19 protein-coding genes are annotated in these 21,688 nt (G+C 38.0%); 18 read left to right on the plus strand and 1 reads right to left on the minus strand.

All coding sequences use genetic code 11. The annotated features are described in order from the left end of the window. Entirely contained in the window at positions 1–933 is a 933-nt protein-coding gene (locus UFO1_RS23690) for an ABC transporter permease (RefSeq protein WP_038674695.1), read from the minus strand. 372 nt (positions 934–1,305) lie between these two features. Between UFO1_RS23690 and UFO1_RS23695 the strand changes: the two genes are divergently transcribed. The 18 genes from UFO1_RS23695 (at position 1,306) to UFO1_RS23780 (ending at position 21,567) form a co-directional block, all read left to right on the plus strand. Then, positions 1,306–2,115, plus strand: a complete 810-nt coding sequence (locus UFO1_RS23695) for a D-alanyl-D-alanine carboxypeptidase family protein (protein WP_038674696.1) — start codon at positions 1,306–1,308, stop codon at positions 2,113–2,115. 81 nt (positions 2,116–2,196) lie between these two features. After that, the gene (locus tag UFO1_RS23700; RefSeq protein ID WP_084159905.1) at positions 2,197–3,903 is read left to right on the plus strand and encodes a glutamate synthase-related protein; all 1,707 of its coding nucleotides are present in this window, start codon (positions 2,197–2,199) and stop codon (positions 3,901–3,903) included. A gap of 56 nt (positions 3,904–3,959) precedes the next feature. After that, complete coding sequence (locus UFO1_RS23705; protein ID WP_038674698.1) at positions 3,960–4,235, plus strand: hypothetical protein; 276 nt, start codon at positions 3,960–3,962, stop codon at positions 4,233–4,235. A gap of 38 nt (positions 4,236–4,273) precedes the next feature. Then, positions 4,274–4,744 carry a pyridoxamine 5'-phosphate oxidase family protein gene (locus tag UFO1_RS23710; RefSeq protein ID WP_051789074.1) on the plus strand — a complete coding sequence of 157 codons (471 nt, stop codon included), beginning with the start codon at positions 4,274–4,276 and terminating at the stop codon, positions 4,742–4,744. A gap of 866 nt (positions 4,745–5,610) precedes the next feature. Next, entirely contained in the window at positions 5,611–6,489 is an 879-nt protein-coding gene (dapA, locus tag UFO1_RS23715) for a 4-hydroxy-tetrahydrodipicolinate synthase (RefSeq protein WP_038674699.1), read from the plus strand. A gap of 366 nt (positions 6,490–6,855) precedes the next feature. Next, positions 6,856–7,992: an HD-GYP domain-containing protein gene (locus UFO1_RS23720; RefSeq protein WP_236639294.1), complete on the plus strand. Its 1,137-nt coding sequence runs from the start codon at positions 6,856–6,858 to the stop codon at positions 7,990–7,992. Positions 7,993–8,110: 118 nt separating this feature from the next. Beyond that, entirely contained in the window at positions 8,111–8,470 is a 360-nt protein-coding gene (locus UFO1_RS23725) for a zinc ribbon domain-containing protein (RefSeq protein ID WP_038674701.1), read from the plus strand. Between the two features lie 631 nt (positions 8,471–9,101). Further along, the gene (locus UFO1_RS23730; protein ID WP_038674703.1) at positions 9,102–10,451 is read left to right on the plus strand and encodes an S-layer homology domain-containing protein; all 1,350 of its coding nucleotides are present in this window, start codon (positions 9,102–9,104) and stop codon (positions 10,449–10,451) included. Positions 10,452–10,541: 90 nt separating this feature from the next. Beyond that, complete coding sequence (locus UFO1_RS23735; RefSeq protein WP_038674704.1) at positions 10,542–11,978, plus strand: glycoside hydrolase family 1 protein; 1,437 nt, start codon at positions 10,542–10,544, stop codon at positions 11,976–11,978. A 544-nt stretch (positions 11,979–12,522) separates the two neighbouring features. After that, positions 12,523–13,812, plus strand: a complete 1,290-nt coding sequence (gene celB / locus UFO1_RS23740) for a PTS cellobiose transporter subunit IIC (RefSeq protein WP_038674706.1) — start codon at positions 12,523–12,525, stop codon at positions 13,810–13,812. 92 nt (positions 13,813–13,904) lie between these two features. Then, positions 13,905–14,207 (plus strand): PTS sugar transporter subunit IIB, encoded by a 303-nt coding sequence (locus UFO1_RS23745; RefSeq protein ID WP_038674708.1) that lies wholly within the window; start codon positions 13,905–13,907, stop codon positions 14,205–14,207. 28 nt (positions 14,208–14,235) lie between these two features. Beyond that, a complete protein-coding gene (locus UFO1_RS23750; protein WP_038674710.1) occupies positions 14,236–14,535 on the plus strand; it encodes a PTS lactose/cellobiose transporter subunit IIA in 300 nt (99 codons plus the stop codon). 420 nt (positions 14,536–14,955) lie between these two features. Next, positions 14,956–16,293, plus strand: a complete 1,338-nt coding sequence (locus tag UFO1_RS23755) for a PLP-dependent aminotransferase family protein (RefSeq protein WP_038674712.1) — start codon at positions 14,956–14,958, stop codon at positions 16,291–16,293. A 118-nt stretch (positions 16,294–16,411) separates the two neighbouring features. Next, complete coding sequence (locus tag UFO1_RS23760) at positions 16,412–19,195, plus strand: sigma-54-dependent transcriptional regulator (RefSeq protein WP_038674714.1); 2,784 nt, start codon at positions 16,412–16,414, stop codon at positions 19,193–19,195. A 27-nt stretch (positions 19,196–19,222) separates the two neighbouring features. After that, entirely contained in the window at positions 19,223–20,491 is a 1,269-nt protein-coding gene (locus tag UFO1_RS23765) for a PTS sugar transporter subunit IIC (protein WP_038674715.1), read from the plus strand. Between the two features lie 39 nt (positions 20,492–20,530). After that, positions 20,531–20,860 (plus strand): PTS sugar transporter subunit IIB, encoded by a 330-nt coding sequence (locus tag UFO1_RS23770; RefSeq protein ID WP_038674717.1) that lies wholly within the window; start codon positions 20,531–20,533, stop codon positions 20,858–20,860. Position 20,861: 1 nt separating this feature from the next. Further along, the gene (locus tag UFO1_RS23775; protein ID WP_038674719.1) at positions 20,862–21,164 is read left to right on the plus strand and encodes a PTS lactose/cellobiose transporter subunit IIA; all 303 of its coding nucleotides are present in this window, start codon (positions 20,862–20,864) and stop codon (positions 21,162–21,164) included. A 67-nt stretch (positions 21,165–21,231) separates the two neighbouring features. Beyond that, the gene (locus UFO1_RS23780; protein WP_201771046.1) at positions 21,232–21,567 is read left to right on the plus strand and encodes a L,D-transpeptidase; all 336 of its coding nucleotides are present in this window, start codon (positions 21,232–21,234) and stop codon (positions 21,565–21,567) included. Positions 21,568–21,688 lie beyond the last annotated feature (121 nt).

Genomic DNA, 21,688 nt, shown 5'->3' on the forward strand with positions numbered 1-21,688 from the left:
TTATTCCCCCTGTTCCCCATCAATTTTTATCCGAGGATTGAGCAGTGGATAGATAAGATCCACAAATAAATTTAAACCGATTACGAGCACACTATAAAAGATTGTTACACCAAGAATGACTGTATAATCTCGGTTATAAATGCTAGTAACAAAATGTCGCCCAAGGCCTGGAATCGCAAAGATGGTTTCAATAATAAAGCTTCCTGTCAATATTGAAGCAGACATAGGTCCGATATAGGTAACGACGGGAATTAAAGCATTTTTTAGTGCATGCCGATATAAGATAACAGACTGGGATAAGCCCTTTGCCCGGGCTGTCTTAATGTAATCCTGAGCAAGAACTTCCAGCATACTCGAACGAGTAAGGCGAGCTATGAAGGCCGTGGGATGTGCGGCTAAGGCAATGGCCGGCAAGATCGCATAAGTAAATCCACCCCACATGGCTGCTGGCAATAAGGCGAGCTTAATAGCAAAAACGTAAATTAGTAAGGTAGCAAGTACAAAACTGGGGACAGAAACACCTAGAGTTGCAAAGAGCATTGTGGTATAATCTTGCCATTTGTTTTGGCGAAGAGCTGCTATGGCCCCAGCAGGAATTCCCATTAAAATGGATAAGCCAATGCTGAATGCCCCTAATTGTAAAGATACAGGAAAGCTTTCACGGATTAGATCATTAACAGTACGTCCCCCATACTTAAAGGAAGGACCCAAATCAAATCGAATCAGATTGCCCAAATAGTCAATATACTGTTTCCACAAAGGATCATGAAGCCGATAACGTTCCTCGATATTTTTTAGTACAGCAGCGGGGATATTTTTTTCGCTAGTAAAAGGGCCACCAGGAATGGCATGCATTAAAAAAAAGGTGATGGTAATAATGGCCAATAATACAAGAAGAGAATTAAAAGTGCGGTTTAGCATATAACGGAACAAAAGCGGTACACTCCTTTCTTAAGCAGAAAAAGGCATACTTACTGTATGCCTTTTTGAGGATCATTCTTATCTATAGACTCCCTTAATGTTGTGGGACTTATACAATACCCTAGTTGGATCGGCTTATGTTGTAATTTAAGGTAAACATTCTATGAAAAGACAGCAAAGTCCTTCTCTTGTCCGGAACTAAATGGTTTCTGCGAGGAGATGTCATTATAAAATAAGCAAATTTTATTGCAGGGTTTTACATTTTCATAGCAAATAGTGAATGAGTGGGATTAATGCAGCAGAGCCCAATATCCATTTCTGATGGTTGCGAGCTATAATGCTTAATTCAGCTTAAATAACAAGTACACTATGGAGGTAGTTGTCGTGGGTCGAAGAGTTTTGTCATTAGTGCTCCTCATTACTTTCCTATGGAGCGGGCTTGTCTTTGGGGCTGCCAAGCAACCAGATGTGGAGGCTGAAGCTGCCATTTTAATGGTAGCGGATACAAAAGAAATTTTATTTGATAAAAATTCCAAAGGTATTATGTACCCGGCTAGTACGACTAAGATTATGACTCTGATTACTGCTCTAGAAAAAGGTAACCCAAATAGTGTCGTAACGGTTAGCCCCAAAGCTGCTGCCTGCGAAGAATCCAGGCTAGAGCTAAATGCAGGCGACAAATTGACACTAAATGAAGCAATGACAGGTATGATGCTGGTCTCAGGCAATGATGCCGCTGAGGCAATTGCTGAGAATGTAGGTGGTTCCATACCCAAATTTGTATACATGATGAATCAGATGGCAGATAAGATTGGTGTGGAAAATACGCATTTTACCAACCCTCATGGCTTGCCTGACCCAATTAATCACTATACGACAGCATATGATCTTGCATTGATTACTGCATATGGTATGAAAATACCAAGCTTTGAAAAAATCGTATCGACCCCTACATACGAAGTTAAATTTCTCAATCGAGATAGTATTTATGCGACGAATACAAACAAACTACTAAAAACCTATCCAGGGATGAATGGTGTTAAGACAGGTTACACCAACGATGCTGGTGAATGTTTAGTAGCAAGTGCTAAAAGGGGTAATGTAGAACTTATTGCTGTCATCCTTAACAGCGATTATCGCTGGCGTGATGCGACTAAATTATTGGATTACGGTTTTGCTCAGCTTGGCCTGTAAAGGTATGTAACCTGGCGTTCTCTAGTTTAAAAATCTAGACTCTGTCGAATACTACTAGCAAAAACGATAGAGGATAACAGAATGCAAATAATTATAAATAATTATCAATGGTTATATATATTGCTATTTTTATTAGTTCTTTTGTTACTAGGAGCAATTTTTTTGGCGAAGCCGATTATGCGTTATATCATCAAAAGAGTGACAAATGATGCATTAGGCAAACTGCTTACCGATGATTATACGCAAAATATTGCGGAGCTGCTGCCATCACTAACTCGATTTTCTTTATTAAATTTAGTGGAAATGAGTTTGCGTGCCCAAACGGGAAAAGCCTTAGCACGGCCATTAGGATCACCTAAACACTTTATTGGGTATGATAATTTAATGTTTTCTCCACGGCAGATGACCTCCTTATCTTTGCCTGAAAGTGCTAAGATTAATATGAGTGTAACGATCGGCTCTAGTGCAAAAAAACCTCTTAGAATAAAGATTCCTTTGATGATCGGGGGTATGGCCTATGGACTTGCGATGAGTGAAGAGTCTAAGGTTGCATTGGCTAGAGCTTCAAAAAAACTGGGAACTGCAGCCAATTCGGGGGAAGGTCCTTTTTTACCTGAAGAACCAGGAGAATCAGGCAAGTTTGTTCTACAAATCTGCTGTTGGTCATGGGGGGCAAGAACGAATAAACAAATTGCCGTTGCTGATATGTTAGAGGTTAAGATGGGACAAGGAGCAGATGTCGGGGTATCCCGCATAGAGGCTGCGGAGTTTGCTGGCAGAGCACGCGTTTTGGGAGGCTTAGCCCCCGATGAGCCAGCAATAGTCCTTAATGCCCCTCCGGGGATTGAAAAGCCGGAGGATTGGCCTAGATTCATTGAAGAATTGCGACAAAGAGCGAACGGCATTCCCATAGGGCTCAAAATTATGGCGACGGATCACCTAGAAGAGGAATTAGCTATGGCGGTAGCATTAGGGTTTGATGCAATTGTTATTGATGGATGCGAAGGTGGTTCCCATGCAACTGCCCCTATTAAACAAGATGATTTTGGCATACCTAGCCTGCATGCGCTGGTAAGAGCAAAACGTTTTTTACAAGATAGCCAAATGAGCCTGATTATATCAGGGGGTTATTTTACACCCGGTCAATGTCTAAAAGCGTTGGCTTTAGGAGCAGATGCTATTTACTTGGCAACTGTACCTCTTTTTGCCCTTGGACATAATCAAATCGCAAAGGTGGCCCCATGGGAACCACCTACTACGTTGATCTACTACAATTCTCCAACCAAAACACAGCTTGATGTTGATCAGGCAGCCACTAGCGTAGCCAATGTATTGACAGCCATGGTTTTGGAAATGAAGGAAGCAATGCGCGCCTTAGGGAAAAAATCACTAAAAGAACTTAGTGCTAAAGATCTTGTAGCACTTGATGATATAACAGCCCAAATTACAGGCGTAAAAAGCGTGTTTGATAAACCTATTGTGCCAGCGGTAATAACGAAAAATAATAATCAAGGGAAAGGGCAGCAAGCAAAACAAAAGAGTGAGCAGCTTAGTCTTCAAGAACTAAAGGATGAGATTGGAATTCAAGAGTTTACTAAGGCCATTGAACTGAATCCAAAGTATATTCTTGCCCACTTCGGCCTGGGACTAGCTTACGAGAAAAAAGGTTTATACCAAGACGCGATTCGTGCATATGGTAAGGTTATTGAAAATGCCAATCTGCCACAAGATAAAAGTTGGGTGGAATCAGCCCAAGATCGTATTAAAGAGCTCGGCGAAAAGATATGAATGATCTTAACACGTTCATACAAGCGTCCTGGTTTCTGCTAAGGAGGTAAAATATATTGAAACCATTGGAAAAAGCAGCTATTTTTCTTGTTATAGTAGGTCTAGAACGGGGAAGAAACATTATTGAATTAATGGACAATGGGGAAATACATGCGATTGTTCCTGAAATTCGTAAGCTGACGGAGCTTTCTGCACAAGTTCAAGAAACTGTATGGACCGAGTTTGAGCAATTAGGTTATGATGACAAGATGAAACCATCAGAAGTTTTATATCTGATTCGATTATTGTTTAACGGTAGTAAAATAAGTAACACCGTTAAAATAAAATCATAGAAAAGTGGATGCAATTATTATATAAAAGGAGAATCATTATGCCGCAAAAACAACTTTCTAATGAAGAGATTATTACATTTATTTCAGAGGAGAGGGTAGGCCACCTAGCAACCTATGATTTGGGGAATACGCCTTATATTACGCCTCTTAATTATATATATTATCAAGGTAAAATTTATTTTCATTGTGCAAATGAAGGTCGTAAATTAGATAATATCGCTGCCAATCATCAAGTGTGCTTTGAGGTCAGTCGCGTCAATAAATCTGTATTTGGCTCGGTAGCTTGTCAATGTTCTACCCGCTATACTTCTGTGTTGGTATTTGGTAAAGCCTATACAATAGAAGATATAGCCGCAAAAACAGACCTTCTGAATATCTTTACTGAGCAGTTTGCTGAAGGGCGTTCTTATCCTCACATTTCTGCTGAGGCCGCTTCACGTGTTACTGTTGTTGAGATAGCTGTTGACTCTATGCAAGGTAAAGCCAATGTAGATCCTGGAGAACTATAGGTCTTTATTGAAAATTTATCTAAAAATAAAGTTTAAAGACTTGAAAAGTTTATCAATTCTACATACATATAGGTATGTTGGTTGGATTTCAAGTTATTTATATAGGAACTGTTTAAGAATACTTTTCTTAAGCAGTTCTTTGTTACGGAATCAAAAAGTATAATACTTTCTGATTCCAAGTAAGAACGACTAAGGCTTCTACCTGCGTCCGTGAACTTGGCACAAGCCAAGTCTTTTCTTATTTTGCTTAACATTAAAATCTTCTTTGAGGGAAATACTATAAAGATATGGGGGTGAAATTGATAAAACAGAGAAAGCAGGATTTCTTTATAACATGTGTAGTCGTAACAAAAAGTTTATAAATCTATACCTTATGGTGGAAGTATTTAATTTAAAAATAAAGTATGATAAATCTATCGTTAGGATATAAATAAGTAGTTGAAAAGGAGGTATGAATATTGCTAATTCATATTCAATGCGGGAAGATAGTAAATATTGATAGTTATGGTAACGGAGTATGTTCTGGATGTGGTAAAAAAGTAAATATAAGAGTATCAAAAAAGTAAACAAGACGTCGCCAAAAGGTTGGCGGCCTTTTTAAATTTATGCTATTTTCATAACTATAAAAATATTAATTAGCAAATAGTTCATAGAATGATGGTTGTACGATTCCAGTAGAAGGGTATATAATAAAATTAATTGTTTGATTATAAATGGCTGAAACTAAAGTATCAAGTTTGAATAGGATCCTTTTTAGAAAAGAGCATGGAGGAAACTCACAATTTCCTTTTTTATAAATTATAAGCTAAAAATTATAATATTAATGATTTTTTGATTTATAAATAGAAATGAAAGGCGGCTAATCAATGAAAAAACCTTTATTTATCGGGTCTGCTGTAGCTATTGTAACTCCCTTTACTGAAAATGGTGTGGATTATGAAACATTAGAAAAATTAATTGAGTTTCAAATTGCAGGTGGATCAGACGCTATTGTAGTCTGTGGTACCACAGGAGAAGCTTCTACTATGCCAGATGATGAACATATTGCCGTTATCAAGTTTGCAGTAGAAAAAATCAATAAACGTGTACCGGTTATTGCTGGTACTGGCAGTAATGATACCCGTCATGCAATCGAATTATCCAAAGCAGCCCAAGATGTAGGTGCTGATGCAATCTTATCAGTCACTCCCTATTATAATAAAGCGACACAAAAAGGTTTATATGAACATTTTAAATTGATTGCGAATAATATTAAGATTCCAATCATTCTGTATAACGTGCCAAGTAGAACCAATCTGAACTTAAATCCTGAGACGATAAAAGCATTATCGGAAATTGATAATATTGTTGCCCTTAAGGAATGCAACCTTGGACAAGTTGGTGATGTAGTAAATCTATGTGGCGAAGAGTTTGCAGTGTATTCTGGTGATGATAATACAGTATTACCTCTTTTGTCACTGGGCGGGAAAGGTGTAATTTCCACAATGGCAAATATTATTCCAAGAGATACCCATGACATGGTTGCGAAATTTTTCCAGGGTGATGTGAATGGTGCTATCAAGATGCAGCTTCAGACACTAAATCTCATAAAAGCATTATTTAGCGAAGTAAATCCTATTCCAATTAAAGCAGCGGTAAACCTATTAGGTTTTAAAACTGGTTTATGCCGTATGCCTTTAACGGAACTTAGTGAAGATAATCTTGAGATTCTTCGCGCTGAAATGAAAGCTTATGGGTTAATCTGATTCCGTTTTATCTTTTTCGGAATCAGAAAGTATAACACTTTCTTGATTCCAAGTAAGAACGACTAAGGCTTCTGCCTGCGTCCGAGGACTTGGCACAAGCCAAGTCTTTTCTTATAAGGTTACTATTTTAAAATTCATAAAGAAATCCTGCAAGGTGATTAATAACCTTGCAGGATTTTATTTTACGTGATAGTAGGCAATTATTTGGTTTATTAGTGGTGTTCCCTTGGATTATTATAGCCATAACAGCCAGACGACAATACAGGCACAAATTACGTTCTTGATTTTTTAAGTATTTTGGCTAATGTTTCGATATACATAGTAAGAATTAGTGGTTAACACGTTGATCCTAGGAGGGAACTTTTTATGCGCAGTATAACTTTAGATGAAATAGAGCCGGGCATGTATTTATCGAAGCCACTCATTACCGCTGATGGTACGGTTTTGCTTCATGAGGGCATAGTAATGAAGGAAAGGTACATTGAGTATCTTCGCAATAAAGGTTTTACAACGCTGTTTGTTGGAGATCTAGAAATCGAAGAAAAGGCTAAAGTTGAAGAAGACTTTTATAGTCCACAAAAAAAGCAAGAGGCCTTAGGCGCTGCACGGGAAGTAATTAATAACTTTAATGTTGGTAAAGGACTAAAACTAGATAACGTGAAAAATCTTGTTAGTGAATGGATTCATCATCTGGGACAGAAGCCAGAAAGTATGGTTAACCTTCTAGACATACGACGTAAGGAAGGGTATATGTTTTCTCATGCCATCAATACTTGCATTTTGTCAATTATGACTGGTATTGCTATGGGATATGATGCTAAGCAGTTAGATGAATTGGGATTGGCAGCGATACTTCACGATGTCGGTAAAATTAAATTTTCACAGAACGTAGCACAGCAATTTCCTAACTACTTAACGAAGAAGGAAAAGGACGAGTATAGGCGGCATCCATTTTACTCCTTAGAAATCTTACGTGAAAATTACTCCTTATCAGTTAATGTTCTTAATGCCTGTTTTCAGCATCATGAGCGCTGGAATGGTAGTGGTTATCCTATGGGCCTTAAGGGAAATGATATCTGTGAATATGCCCAGATTATTAGTGTCGCCGATGTCTACGAGCGTTTGATTGTAGGAATGCCTCATCGCTTGCCTACACCTGTATATTATGCAGTTGCCATTTTAAACAAAGCGGCAGGGGAATACTTTAACCCGGCTATTATTGAAAAATTTAACCAGAACGTTGCGATCTACCCTATTGGAAAAACAGTGAGACTTAGTAACCAGCAAAGTGGTGTGATTCTTGGTGTTGATATAAAAAACAAAACTACCCCCATAGTTCGTATTACTTCTAGCCAAGATAAAAATGATATCGATCAGGTTGTGGCCCTTGATTTGATGAAGACTCCTGGACTCTTTATCGTAGATTTTGAAGAAGTATCTAGTTATTCACAAACATATGCTGACCGTGCCTATATTTCTCATATAAAAGAGCAGGAGGTATAATAGGAAGGATAATGTATATTACTTCTAGAAGATTTTCCTACTATTTTTGTTCTGATATGAAAAAGAACTGTAAATATTGGGAAAACTATAGAGTAAGAAAAGGTATGCGAGGGTAACCATGTATTGTGATTCTTGTGGTAAAAAACTTTCTTATAATGCAAGATATTGCCGCCATTGCGGTGGGAGGCTAAAAGATCCCTTAGACGATACCCAGCCTTTGCCGATCATCAATGAAACAAAGTTTTTTGCTGTTAAACCAAAAAGGGAGAGCTTTGAGCCATGGTATAAAGCAATTGTACCGAAGAAACCTATTGCAGATCGGTCTAAAATATGGCAAATCCTATATGATTTATTTTATATAGTAGTATGTATAGCTTTGCTATATGTTTTTGCTACATTTTCATCGATTAAGGAGTATCAGATCTTAACGGGATTGTGGAGTGGCTTATTGGTTATTTATCTTTGGTGGAAACGTTGATCCGTCGATAACGGCAAATATGAAGGCTTGTAAGTTAAGTAAAATAAGGCTTAGAACGTTATTAAAAACGAATAGTCCCCAAAAAGCTCAACTGGTAGAATCAACTACCAGTTGAGTTTTTTTGTATCCCATATTTCACAACAATATAAGGTTTAGTAGTAGTAAATATTGTATCAACATAAAAGCAATACACTACATTCCACTTATTGGACAAACGCATAAAAAAAGGATACACATTACAAGGTATGAGATACACGTTACTGTACCTTCTTAGGTTACCAACTTTTAAAGCTGAAAAGTGACCTTTCGCATAACACGCAAATATTGATATTGCTGGAAGTAGAGGAATGGAAGCCTTTTTATAGTAAAATAGCAAACTGCTATGAAAATATTGGCATGGGACTTGCAAAGTATAGGAGTAAGAATACTTTAGATCTTCTATTACATAATACGGCTCAGGTGAGGGGGGTGCCAGATATTAGGTACCTGAGTACAGTATATGGCGTAATAGTAGATATGGGCTTGTTGGTTAGGGAATATGTAAGGAAATGTAGACACTTAGATAGGTCCCTCTCAAATTAGGCTCAGTAGTACAAGAAAAAACGAAAAAACCTAAGGAGAGATTTTAATTATGAAAAAAAAGTTAATTGCAACTCTGGCAGCTTCTATGGTGTTAGGTATAGCCGGAACTTCCTTTGCAGCAGTAGTAAATCCTTTCTCTGATGTCCCTGCGAAACACTGGTCCTACGGCGCTGTTACCAAATTGGCTAACGACGGTATTCTTGAAGGATATGGTGATAGTACATTCCGTGGTGATACAACCATTAGTCGTTATGAGATGGCAATCATTGTAGCAAAAGCAATGTCAAAGGTGGATAAAGCTGACGCAAGCAATAAGGCCCTTATTGAAAAATTATCCCAGGAATACGCTAGTGAACTTACCAAACTGGATGTTCGTATGACTACAGTAGAAAATAAGGTGGATAATGTAAAATGGAGCGGTTTTATCCGCGGTAAATATGATAGTGATACCAGTGACGGACATAATATTAACGGGGGTAACAAACATTACTTCATGGCCATTGAAGGAGCTGGTAAGATAAACGATAAATGGGAAGGGCATTGGGCAAGTGAGACAAGACACGATTACACTAGTAGTGGATGGAGTAATTTAGGTACTAAACAAGATAATACGAATGATGGTGATGGTACTTGGTTCAGAATTTGGGCTACAGGTTCAGTTGGCGATGTCGGTGTAACTGCCGGTAGAAAATGGTTTGGATTTACGGACAATGCAGTGTGGGGCCATGAAGCTACAGGTTTATGGTTAGATATTCCCACAGGAAAATTAAAAACAACTGTATTTGCGGCTAAGCCTACTCAAGGTAATGGAGCTATTAGTCTTGTTGATGCTACGAATACAAATATTTATGGCGTTAACTTTAATACCGACATTTCAAAGAAGCTAAATATTAACTTGCTAGTTGGTGGCAATCAAAAAAATGAGCGGACAATTACTACAGCAGGTCATTACGAAGATGTAAACGGTCTGCCAAGCTGGGTTGCTCCAACTACTTCCGTGAAAAAACAGCAAATGAGCAGCTGGGGTGGAGTCACTCTTACCAGCAAATTGACTCAGGATTTGAAATTGACAGGTACTTATGCGAAAACCAATGCAGATGATTTTAACAATACACAGCATGTTAGATTAGATTACAAGGCTTGTGATCTTAATAATCCAGGTTCCTATGGATTATATGCTAGATACTTCAAATTTGGCTTAAATGGAGATCCTTCCCACGATGACGAGTGGGATTCATTGCGACAAGATTCTAAAGGTTGGGTGTTAGGTGTTGATTATGCAATTGCCAAAAATGTGCAATGGACAACTCTTTACTCCGATCAAAAGGTAGGAATATCTAACTCAGCGTCGGAATACAACAGAAAGCTAATTCGTACTCAGTTTGACTTGCACTTCTAATCAAATAATTGAAAAAGACCGCTAACAATTTGTTATCGGTCTTTTTCAGACTTCTGATATAGTATTATTCTAAGTAAAGGGGTAATCGATATGATTCATAAAAATTTGGTGGATTTTCCTGAAAACTTTTTGTGGGGGGCAGCATCGGCGGCTTATCAGGTGGAAGGAGCTTGGGATGAAGATGGCAAAGGGCCTTCTAATTGGGATGTTTATGTCCGAATTCCTAACACTACCTTTAAAGGAACGAATGGTGATGTAGCTGTCGATCATTATCATCGTTATAAAGAGGACGTTGCCTTGATGGCCCAGATGGGGCTAAAAGCGTATCGTTTCTCCATTGCCTGGACTCGCATTTATCCTGAAGGCAGCGGTGAGGTCAATGAAGCAGGTCTAAAATTCTACGATGATTTAATCAATGAACTGATCAAAAATAATGTAGAGCCTATTATTACCTTATACCACTGGGATCTACCCCAAGCATTGCAGGAGGCATACGGCGGTTGGGAATCTAGAAAAATCATCGAAGATTTTAGCAACTATTGTATTACCCTCTTCAAACGATATGGTGATCGAGTAAAATATTGGGTAACCTTGAATGAACAAAATATATTTATTATGCATGGTTATCTAAGTGGGGCTCATCCTCCAAAGGTTATGGACTGCAAGCGGATGTATCAAGCAAATCATATTGCCAGCTTAGCGAATGCTAAGGTCATCCAATGTTTTAGAAAGGTTGTACCTAATGGGAAAATAGGCCCAAGCTTTGCTTACTCTCCTGCCTATGCATCTAGCAGTAAACCAGAAGATGTATTGGCCTATGAAAACGCGGAAGAACTAAATAGTTTCTGGTGGATGGATGTGTATGCTTGGGGTGAATATCCCAAGGCAGTTTGGAACTATCTCGAAAGAGAAGGTTTGGCTCCAACTATAGAAGATGGCGATAGGGAACTATTGAAAGCTGGGATTCCCGATTTTATGGGGGTTAATTATTATAGGACGACTACCTATGAAATAAATTCACTTACTGGAGTTGGAGCAGGTGAAATGAATACAACAGGGAAAAAAGGATCTACACCGGATACTGGTATTCCAGGTTTATTTAAAACCATCAGAAATCCTAATTTAGAAGCGACAGATTGGGACTGGGAGATTGACCCAATAGGATTACGTATTGCCTTGCGCAGAATTACGAGTCGCTACAGATTGCCAATTCTTATTTCAGAAAATGGTTTAGGTGCTTTTGATACACTCGAAGAAGAGGATATAGTGAATGACGATTATCGAATTGCTTTTATCCGTAGACATCTTGAAGAATGCAAAAAAGCCATTACAGATGGAGTCGATTTATTAGGCTACTGTGTTTGGTCTTATACAGATTTACTGAGTTGGCTCAATGGTTACCAAAAACGTTATGGCTTTGTATATGTTAATCGAGATGAAGAGAGTGAAAAAGATATGAGACGTATTAAAAAGCAAAGCTACTACTGGTATAAAAACGTTATTGAAACCAATGGGAAGGAATTGTAAGCGGAAAGCTGAGCATCCACCCCATTTAGATAGAACAATCTTGGGGACTGCCTATTTAGGGCAGTCCTTTTTGATGGTATCAGAATTTATAAGTTTCTAGTTAAAAAGATTGAACCACAAAGACACAATGCCGCTATCGCGGCACACAAAGAAGATGGGAATGAAATGGATAGAACCTCTTTGTGACCTTTGTGTCTTTGTGGTTCAAAAAGGACGCGTAGCGTTTTTCTTATTTTTAGCATTACTTTGGGAAAAAAATACACTTGTATTTAGAAAATGATGTATATATGGCAAAAAATAATACAGATCCCAGGAGATAGAATACACATTCTAGTACAAGGATACGCAAGCTTTATCACTTACCTATCTATGCCAGTCTGCAGTGGTAAGAAGCCTATAAATAGAGCCTTCAGAGCAGAGTCCTATAAGAGAAGTCCGAACTGTAAAGTGACCCCTAAATGGCATGAAAAGCTCTTGTTACGTATTGGCATGCATCTTGCAATATCTAGTAGCAGGTAAGTAAAAGAAAAAGGAGTGTTGCTTTATGGACAAATTTATCAAATGGCTCGAAGAATATTATGCACCTGTTGCGACTCGCATTGGTGACCAGAGGCACTTAAAAGCAATTCGAGATGGTGTCGTATCCTTAATACCTCTATTATTAATGGGCTCGTTCTTTTTAATTATTGCCTTTCCTCCTGTTGCTGGATTGGCAAAAATGGTGGAACCCTATGTTGGTAGTTTATGTTCCGTTAACAATGCTACAATGGGTCTCATGGGATTAATGGCATCATTTTCTATTGCATATTCATTGGCTGGCTCTTATAAAATGGATCCATTAGGAAATGCTTTGATTAGTGTGGCAACCTTTATGTTAGCGACTCCTTTTACCAAAGATGGTAATATTGCTTCCGCTTGGATGGGGAGTAAAGGGTTGTTCGTAGCTATGCTGATAGCGATCTTTGTAGTGGAAGTACAGCGCTATATGATTAAGAAAAATCTTGTTATCAGAATGCCAGAGGGCGTACCTCCTGCGGTTGCTCGTTCCTTTATGTCATTGATTCCTGGGTTTATCTCAATAAGTGTCGTGTGGTTTATTAACAGCATGTTATCTATGAGTGCAACCAATTTGCAAGATATTATTTACAAGATTCTTGCTGCACCACTACTTAGCCTTGGTGGCAGTTTGCCAGCCTTCCTGCTTGCTATATTTTTTGCCCAGTTGCTATGGAGTGTTGGTATTCATGGGGCTGCCTTAGTTGGTGGTGTAATGAGTCCAGTATACTTAACATTAGCCCAACAAAATGCCGCCGCAAAAGCTGCTGGCCTACCTATTCCCAATATTATATGTCAGCAATTATGGGATGTTTATGGTAATATTGGCGGATCCGGTGCCACCTTTGCACTGGCAATCATGCTACTTACCATTGCCAGATCCAAACAGTTAAAAGCTTTAGGTAAGTCAGCAATAGGCCCTGCGTTTTTCGCTATCAATGAACCGATTCTTTTTGGTATGCCAATTGTAATGAACCCTGTACTGATGATTCCCTTTATTTTCGCACCGCTTATTTCTATTACGATTGCGTACTTTGCTATGGATGCAGGTTTAGTAGATAAGTTATTTGTCATGGCGCCATGGACTACTCCTCCTATTATCAATGCGTTTTTAGATACGGGTGATATAAGAGCGGCAGTATTGCAGATATTTTGCTTCTTTATTACTGGTGCGGTTTACTACCCCTTCTTTAAAATGTGGGATGCAGCGAAAACAAAAGAAGAATTTGGTGCTGCACAGGATGCTAAGGCTAAATCAAACCTAACGATTGGAGTTTAAGTAATAAGATCTCGATGCTATGGATCCATAAGAGGTCTATAGCATCGAGATTATAAAATTAGGATTAAAGATGAGAAGAGAGGTATGTTATTATGAATATTTTATTAGTTTGCAATGCAGGAATGTCTACTAGTCTTTTGGTAACTAAAATGCAAAATGAAAGTGAAGCCAATGGGAATCAGGATACTATCTTTGCTTGCTCAGTGGATGAGTTAGAGCTGCATATTGATAACTGTGAAGTGGTGCTTATCGGACCACAAATAAGATACAAATTAAAGAGTATTAGTGAAATTGCTACAGCAAAGGGGAAAGGATATGCTGTCATTGATTCTGTAAGTTATGGTATGGTCGATGGCAAGAAAGTCCTTGCTCAAGCATATCAATTAAAGAAATAGTTATTTTTTAAAAAAAAGGAGACACCAGATGGAGACTGAACAAGTTGCTTTTTCAATCATACTACATGCAGGCGATGCTCGTAGCCACGCCTTAGAGGCGCTACGTTATGCACGCGATCATAAGTTTACGGAAGCAGACGAAAGTATGGCCCAGGCAAAAATACAGCTTATTGCTGCCCATCAAATTCAAACGGAGTTGTTACAAGCGGAAGCGCGGGGAGGAAAACAGGAAATAAACCTCTTATTGATACATGCCCAAGATCATTTGATGACTGCTATTTTAGCAAAAGATTTAATAGAAGAAATGATTTTAATGTTTAAAAAGTAGATTAGATAAAAAGATTTATTAAATTCTATATGAAAAATGAAAACTGCAAGCTTAAATGCCGTCCATATTGTGGCGATGATTATATTGTAAAACCTAGTTGTTTTCAAACATAGACGGAACAAGCCGATAAATATAGCTTATCTTATAACTTTTTACGAATACCCTAAAGACAACTATTCTTATAAAAATGACGCCAGATCAGTTGAATAGATCAGGCGTCGTTTTTCTATGAGTTATTCCTATTTCGTAGTTAAGGAAAGATAGGCCTTACACTGAGGTAGGTTACAACCTTTAAAACATTCATGAGCAGGGACCTCCCCTGACGCTAAATTATATTTCCATAAATTAGTGGCAAGGGAAGGGGAGCAATCATGATGAGTAGAACTGTATTAGTACAGTTGAAGGGGGGTAACGGAAGATATGTATCAAAATATCGTAGAAGATTTAGAAAAAAATATCTTACAAGGTACTTACAAAAAGAAAAAATTGCCATCGGTTCGAGAGTTGGCTAAAAGCTATCATTGCAGTCAAAGCACGGTTGTTAAGGCATATGAGTCATTAAAAATGAAACACATTGTATATTCTGTACCCCAAAGTGGCTACTACGTGTTGGAGAATTTACTGAAGAATGAAGTAGTAGATAATTCTGTTATCGATTTTTCAACAGGTAATCCGCTAATCGGTAAAATACATATTCCTGACCTAAAACATTGTCTTAATAGAGCGGTTGATAGCAGCAATAATTATTCTGCTCTGAGGGATTTACATGGAACAGAGTCGCTGCGAAACATTATGTCGAAATACCTTGCCAATTTTCAGGTTTTCACTTCTCCCAAGAGCATATTTGTTAACTTAGGGGTTCAACAAGCCCTAAGTATGTTAACCCAAATGCCTTTTCCTAATGGAAAGGATGTAATTTTGATAGAGCAGCCGACCTATCGATTTTTCACTGATTTTTTAAAACACATTGGTGCTAAGGTAAAAGGCATAAAACGATCTGAAGAAGGTATAGATTTAAATCTACTTGAAGCTATTTTTCGAGAAGAGAAAATTAAGTTCTTTTATACAGTACCTCGTAATCATAATCCATTAGGAACGTCATATAGCAAAGCTGAAAGAAAAGGAATAGCGGCATTAGCAGCAAAATATGATGTGTATGTTGTTGAAGATGATTATTTTGGTGATGTTTCTTCTATAGACCATAAATACGATACAATTTATACGTTGGGCGACCACTGTCATCATATTTACTTAAAAAGTTTTTCTAAAATAATACCCTGGTTTAGAATTGGACTCGTTGTGATTCCTATTCATTTAGTGCCAATTTTTGAAGAGTATGCCTGGTATTCTTATTATCATTCTTACTTTTCCGCTTCTTTGGTTTCCCAGGCAACATTAGATATCTACATTCGCAGTAAATTACTAGAAAAACATGTAAGTTCAATTAGAAAAGAATTAGGGCAGCGACTTAAAGCATTACGGAGTGGTTTTCGTGATATAGAAAAATACCCGATAAAGTGCATTGGCGGGGAAAGCGGGTTCTATTCTTATATGAAACTTCCCGAGTATATAAATGAAAATCTTTTTATTAATGAATTAAGGAAACAGCATGTTCTTGTGACTTCAGGTAGATTGTATTATATTGATGATTCTTTTTATGAAAAGGGTATACGGTTAAGCGTTTCCCGTAGCAATAATAGGGAAATTGAAAAAGGACTTCAAGTCATTTGTGGGATTCTCGAAAAGTATATAAAGTAAAGATTTTGCAGGATAATGTGTATAAAACCACGAAGTGAAGTGGAAATATTTAGACAATAGTTGGAGATGTGTATTGATATAAATTTGGATTTAATGTGGTAAAAGGTCGGAGGTAGGGATGAAACGAATCGAAAATGTATTCACAATCGTTAAAAGGTTATGCGAAGAACAATCCAATACAGAAGGGATAGTAACGGGTGTATCCACTGAGCAGGTGGCTATTAGACTTGGCATTCAGAGATCCAATGCTTCTTGCGATTTAAATGCGTTAGTAAAGGCTGGGAGATTGGAGAAAATAGAAGGTAAACCAGTTTTATATCAAAGTATTGATAGCTCGCAAAGTGAAGACGAGGATCAAATGGAACGATCAGCCTTAGATGCTATCATTGGTGCGGACAAAAGTTTGAAAAATGCCGTTAAGCAAGCTAAAGCCGCTGTGAGATACCCACCGCTTGGCTTACATACTTTGTTACTAGGCGAGACTGGAGTCGGCAAATCCATGTTTGCTGAAACCATTTTTCGTTATGCCCAGGAAATTGGGAAGCTGCAGGCTGACGCTCCCTTCATCGCCTTTAATTGTGCGGACTATGCCCATAATCCACAGCTTCTGTTAGCCCAATTATTTGGTGCAAAAAAGGGGAGTTATACCGGTGCAGATCGTGACCGAGTAGGCTTAGTGGAAAAAGCGAATGGTGGTATTTTATTTTTGGACGAGGTCCATCGTTTGTCGCCAGAAGGGCAAGAAATGCTATTTTATCTAATTGATAAGGGATTATTCCGCAGTATGGGAGAAGTAGAGTCCTATAGAAAGGTAGAGGTTTTAATTATTTGTGCCACAACGGAAAACGTTGATTCCTCGTTACTTAAAACTTTTACCCGGCGTATTCCTATGATTATTAAGCTGCCAGTTATCAGAGAGCGAACGATAAGCGAACGCTGGGAATTAATTAAAAGTTTTTTCAAGCAAGAGGTACAATGTCTCAATGTTCCTATCAGTGTATCACCGAATGCCTTAAAAGCGTTTTTATTATATGATTGTCCTAATAATATTGGTCAACTAAAAAGTGATATCAAACTTAGTTGTGCTAGGGCGTTTTTAGATTATGTAGGCAGCAAGGATGAAATTATCAAAGTCAGTAGTGAGGAATTACCAGAATACATTCTGAAAGGCTTCGTGAAATACAAGGAACATCGAGAGGATCTTGATACGATTGGCCTAACAGAAGATATTATTTTTCAAGTTTCTCATGGGAAAAAAATTCAGATTAAATATAGGGATACAGTAAGTATTTATGAAGTACTCGAACAAAAGATAAAAAGCCTCAGAACGAAAGGGATGAGCGAAAAAAATATTCAGCTCATTATGGGCTTGGATATTGATACCTATATTAAGCAATATATGGCTAAGTTTCGTAAAGATAACTTGGAAGCATTGTACAAAATAGTGGATAGAAAAGTGGTAGATGTAACGCAAAAGTTTTTGCGGTTTGCATCTAATAAAATTGGTAAGCAATTTAATGATAAGATCCTATTTGGGATGTCGATACATATATCCAGCACCCTGGAGAGGATTCGTGAAGGGAAGGAAATTTCAAATCCTCATTTAACTGAGATACAGAAATCCTATTCTAAAGAGTTTTCGGCAGCGGTTCATTTTGGAGTATTGTTAAAAGAAACTTTTGGCATACAGATACCACTTGATGAAATAGGATTTATCACCATGTTTATCGTATTAGATGAGTATATTGGCAAGGAATATCATGGGCGGGTTGGTGTAGTTGTTGCCATGCATGGGACAAGTACTGCCAGCTCCATGGCCGAAGTTGCCAATCGACTGCTCGGTGAACAACATGCCATTGGATATGATATGCCTCTTGAAAAAAAGACGGAAACCGCATTAGCGGAAATTACGCAACTAGTGAAAGAACGAAATGAAGGGCAAGGCGTCATCATGCTAGTTGATATGGGATCTTTAGTGATGTTTGGCCATATGATTTATGAGAATACATCCATTCCGATAAAAACCATTGAGATGACCAGCACGCCTATGGTATTAGAAGCTGTTAGAAAATCGCTAATGCGAGTTCCTTTAGATGATATATATTATGCTGTAACTAACTTGAGTCCCTACATTGGTCGGATATATTCAAATCCACCTGAAATTAGTAATCGCCTAAAGAATGATGTGATTGTAGTAGCTTGTATCACTGGTAAAGGTACAGCCATTAAGCTGAAAACTATGATCGAAAGTTTATTAACCGCCCAAGAGAGAAGGGTTGATATCATTCCTATGGAAATTTCTAGTATGAAGGATTTTGACGCTAAGCTAACTAAGATAAAAAAAGAAAAAAATTTAATCGCCGTAGTTAGTAGTATTCGGCCAAAGGATAGTGTTGTACACTATATTTCTCCAAAACAATTACTCGAAGGCAAACTAGACATTTTATTAGCAAACGTATTTTGTGATGGGAAAGAAACTTTACCTTGTAACATATCTTTAGACGTAGACGAAGAGCAAAACATTTCGGAAGGAAAAACTGTATTCTCGTTAGATAGACTAAGTTTTATGCAAAAGATTATTAGTGAGCATGTCAGTATTGATAGTGAAAAGTTTATGGAATCTTTCCGCTTGTTTTACTTGGAACTAGCTAGAAATGGTTTTTTCATTAGTGAGGATGCCAGTATTGGCTTAATTCTTCATTTGGCCTGTGCCATTGAAAAATTGCTTACAGGTGAAGTTATTGCTCCTTCCAATTCCTGCGAATTAATAGATATGGAGATAGATAAAGAGATCTACGTTATTGTAGAGGCGGCCCTACAGTCTATCGAAGAAAATTTGCGTATCAAGTTACCTATCAGCGAATATTGCAATATTGTGAAATTAATTCATTATACATACTAGTTAAAATGGGATAGGAGGTGTTTTTTACTGGATAAGATAATTAGATTTCTTGAAAAATATTTCCTGCCGATTGTAGGTGAAATTTCGGAACACAGGCATTTGCAAGCGATCAGGGATGGTGTAGTTGCTACCATTCCCCTATTATTAATTGGATCATTTTTTTTGGTTTTTGCCTTTCCGCCAATTGAATTCTTTGCTAAAATAGTGGCCCCCTATAGTACTGCTTTGCTTGCAGTAGTGAGTGCTACTTTTGGTATTATGGGGCTGGTAGCAGCATTTTCCGTGGCATATGCTTTAGCTGCTTCCTATCAAATAGATACCTTGTCTTCGGGTCTTTTGAGCGTTTCTGCGTTTCTCCTGGCCTCCCCTTTAACCAAGGAGGGCAATATTGCCTCCAGATTAATGGGGAGTGAAGGATTATTTGTTGCTATGACTATTGGGATATTTGTAGTGGAAGTACAGCGGTTTATGATTAATAAGAATATTATCATTACCATGCCAAAAGGAGTTCCTGTTTCCGTAGGAAGATCCTTTGCAGCCTTACTGCCTGGTTTCGTTATTCTAACTATTATATTACTAGTTAATGTATCGTTAGCAGATGGGGGAGGGTTATCCATTCCTAGCGTTATTAATAAAGTAGTTACGGCCCCCCTTTTAAATCTAGGTGGTACGCTCCCAGCGACATTATTCGCTGTGTTTGCTATTCAACTTTTATGGGCCTTTGGAATACATGGGCAAGCTTTAGTCGGGACGGGAATTATGGGACCTATTTGGTTGGCTTTTACCCAACAAAATGCTGCGGCTAAAATTGTCGGTGAAGTAATTCCCAATGTTATCTGTCAACAATTTATCGATGCTTTTATCCTTATTGGTGGTTCTGGTACTACTCTAGCACTAGCAGTATTGTTATTGACTACCGTAAAATCCAGCCAATTAAAAGCATTGGGCAAAACTTCAATTTTGCCAGGCTTTTTTAATATCAATGAACCGATTACGTTTGGTATGCCGATCGTAATGAACCCAATTATGATGATTCCCTTTATTATTGCTCCCTTGGTTTGTGTAATGACTACTTTTGTATTTATGAATTCGGGAATCGTTGCCAAGCCCTATGCTTTGGCTCCTTGGACGACTCCTGCTTTTGTGAGTGGCTTTTTGGTAACGGGAGACTGGAAAGGGATAGCGCTGCAAGGTTTAAATTTTGTTATTGCTGGGATCATTTATTATCCCTTTCTAAAAATATGGGATAATGCCAAAGTTAAGGAAGAACAAGAGCAATCTATCTGTGGAAAGTAGTTAGCAATTAAGAAATGTTAAACTAAAGGAGAACCTAGCATGAATATTCTATTAGTATGTGCATCAGGCATGTCAACAGGACTTTTAATGAGTAAAATGAAGGCAGAGAGAGAAAAACAACAGATAAAAAATATGGATATTTTTGCTTGCTCTGTTGATGAAATGGAGAAGTATATAAACAACTATGATGTAGTGCTCATTGCACCACAGATTTGTTACAAAGAAAAATATATTAAGGCATTAGCTACGTCAAGGAAAAAGGGATGTGCCGTAATCAATGGGATTAACTACGGTCGTGTTGATGCTATCGGTGTTTTAGAACAAGCCTTTAGCCTGGCGAAACAGGAACAGGATCTGAGGGAGGTATAAGGTGGAAAGAGAACAAGTTATTTTTACCATCATTTTGCATGCGGGCAATGCGCGTAGTTATTGTTTTGAGGCATTAGCGGCGGCGCGTTCGGGTAAACATAAAGACGCAGCAGAACGGCTTGATGAAGCCACCAAGGAATTACAAAAAGCACATGCTATGCAGACAAATCTATTACAATTGGAGGCACAGGGGGAAAAACAAGAGGTCAGTCTATTATTAGTGCATGCCCAGGACCACTTAATGAATGCTTTGCTAGCAAAAGATTTAATTAAAGAAATGATTGGTATGTTGCAAGATAAATAATCTTAGCACCTTACGTTAGTTAGCGTTAACATAGTTTTCGCATATGCTAAAGAGGAGGTGGATAGATGTGGCGTATTCAATTGTTGTAAACTTGTCAGCCAAACAATTAGTGCTTTATCAAGGCGGTTCAGCTGTTAAGTATTATCCAGTGGGTATTGGTAAAATGGTTACCCCAACGCCGACTGGTACCTATTCTATTATTAATAAAGCACCGAATCCAGGCGGTCCCTTTGGTGCAATGTGGATGGGGTTGAGTAAACCTCACTATGGCATTCATGGAACCAATGACCCATCTTCAATTGGCCGTATTGTTTCTCATGGCTGTATTCGAATGTATAATAAAGATGTATTGGAACTATCTCGAATCGTTCCATTAGGTACACCAGTGAGAATCTTAAATTAACTAGAGCTTATAGAAAAACCAGCTAACTAAGCTTTCCTTTGGTTAGCTGGTTTTTTGCGAACCAGAAAAAACATAACATTTTCTGGTGTTAAAGCTGTTAAACGGAAGGCCCTTTTCTCTT

It is taken from the genome of Pelosinus sp. UFO1, from assembly GCF_000725345.1.
Classification (GTDB): domain Bacteria; phylum Bacillota; class Negativicutes; order DSM-13327; family DSM-13327; genus Pelosinus.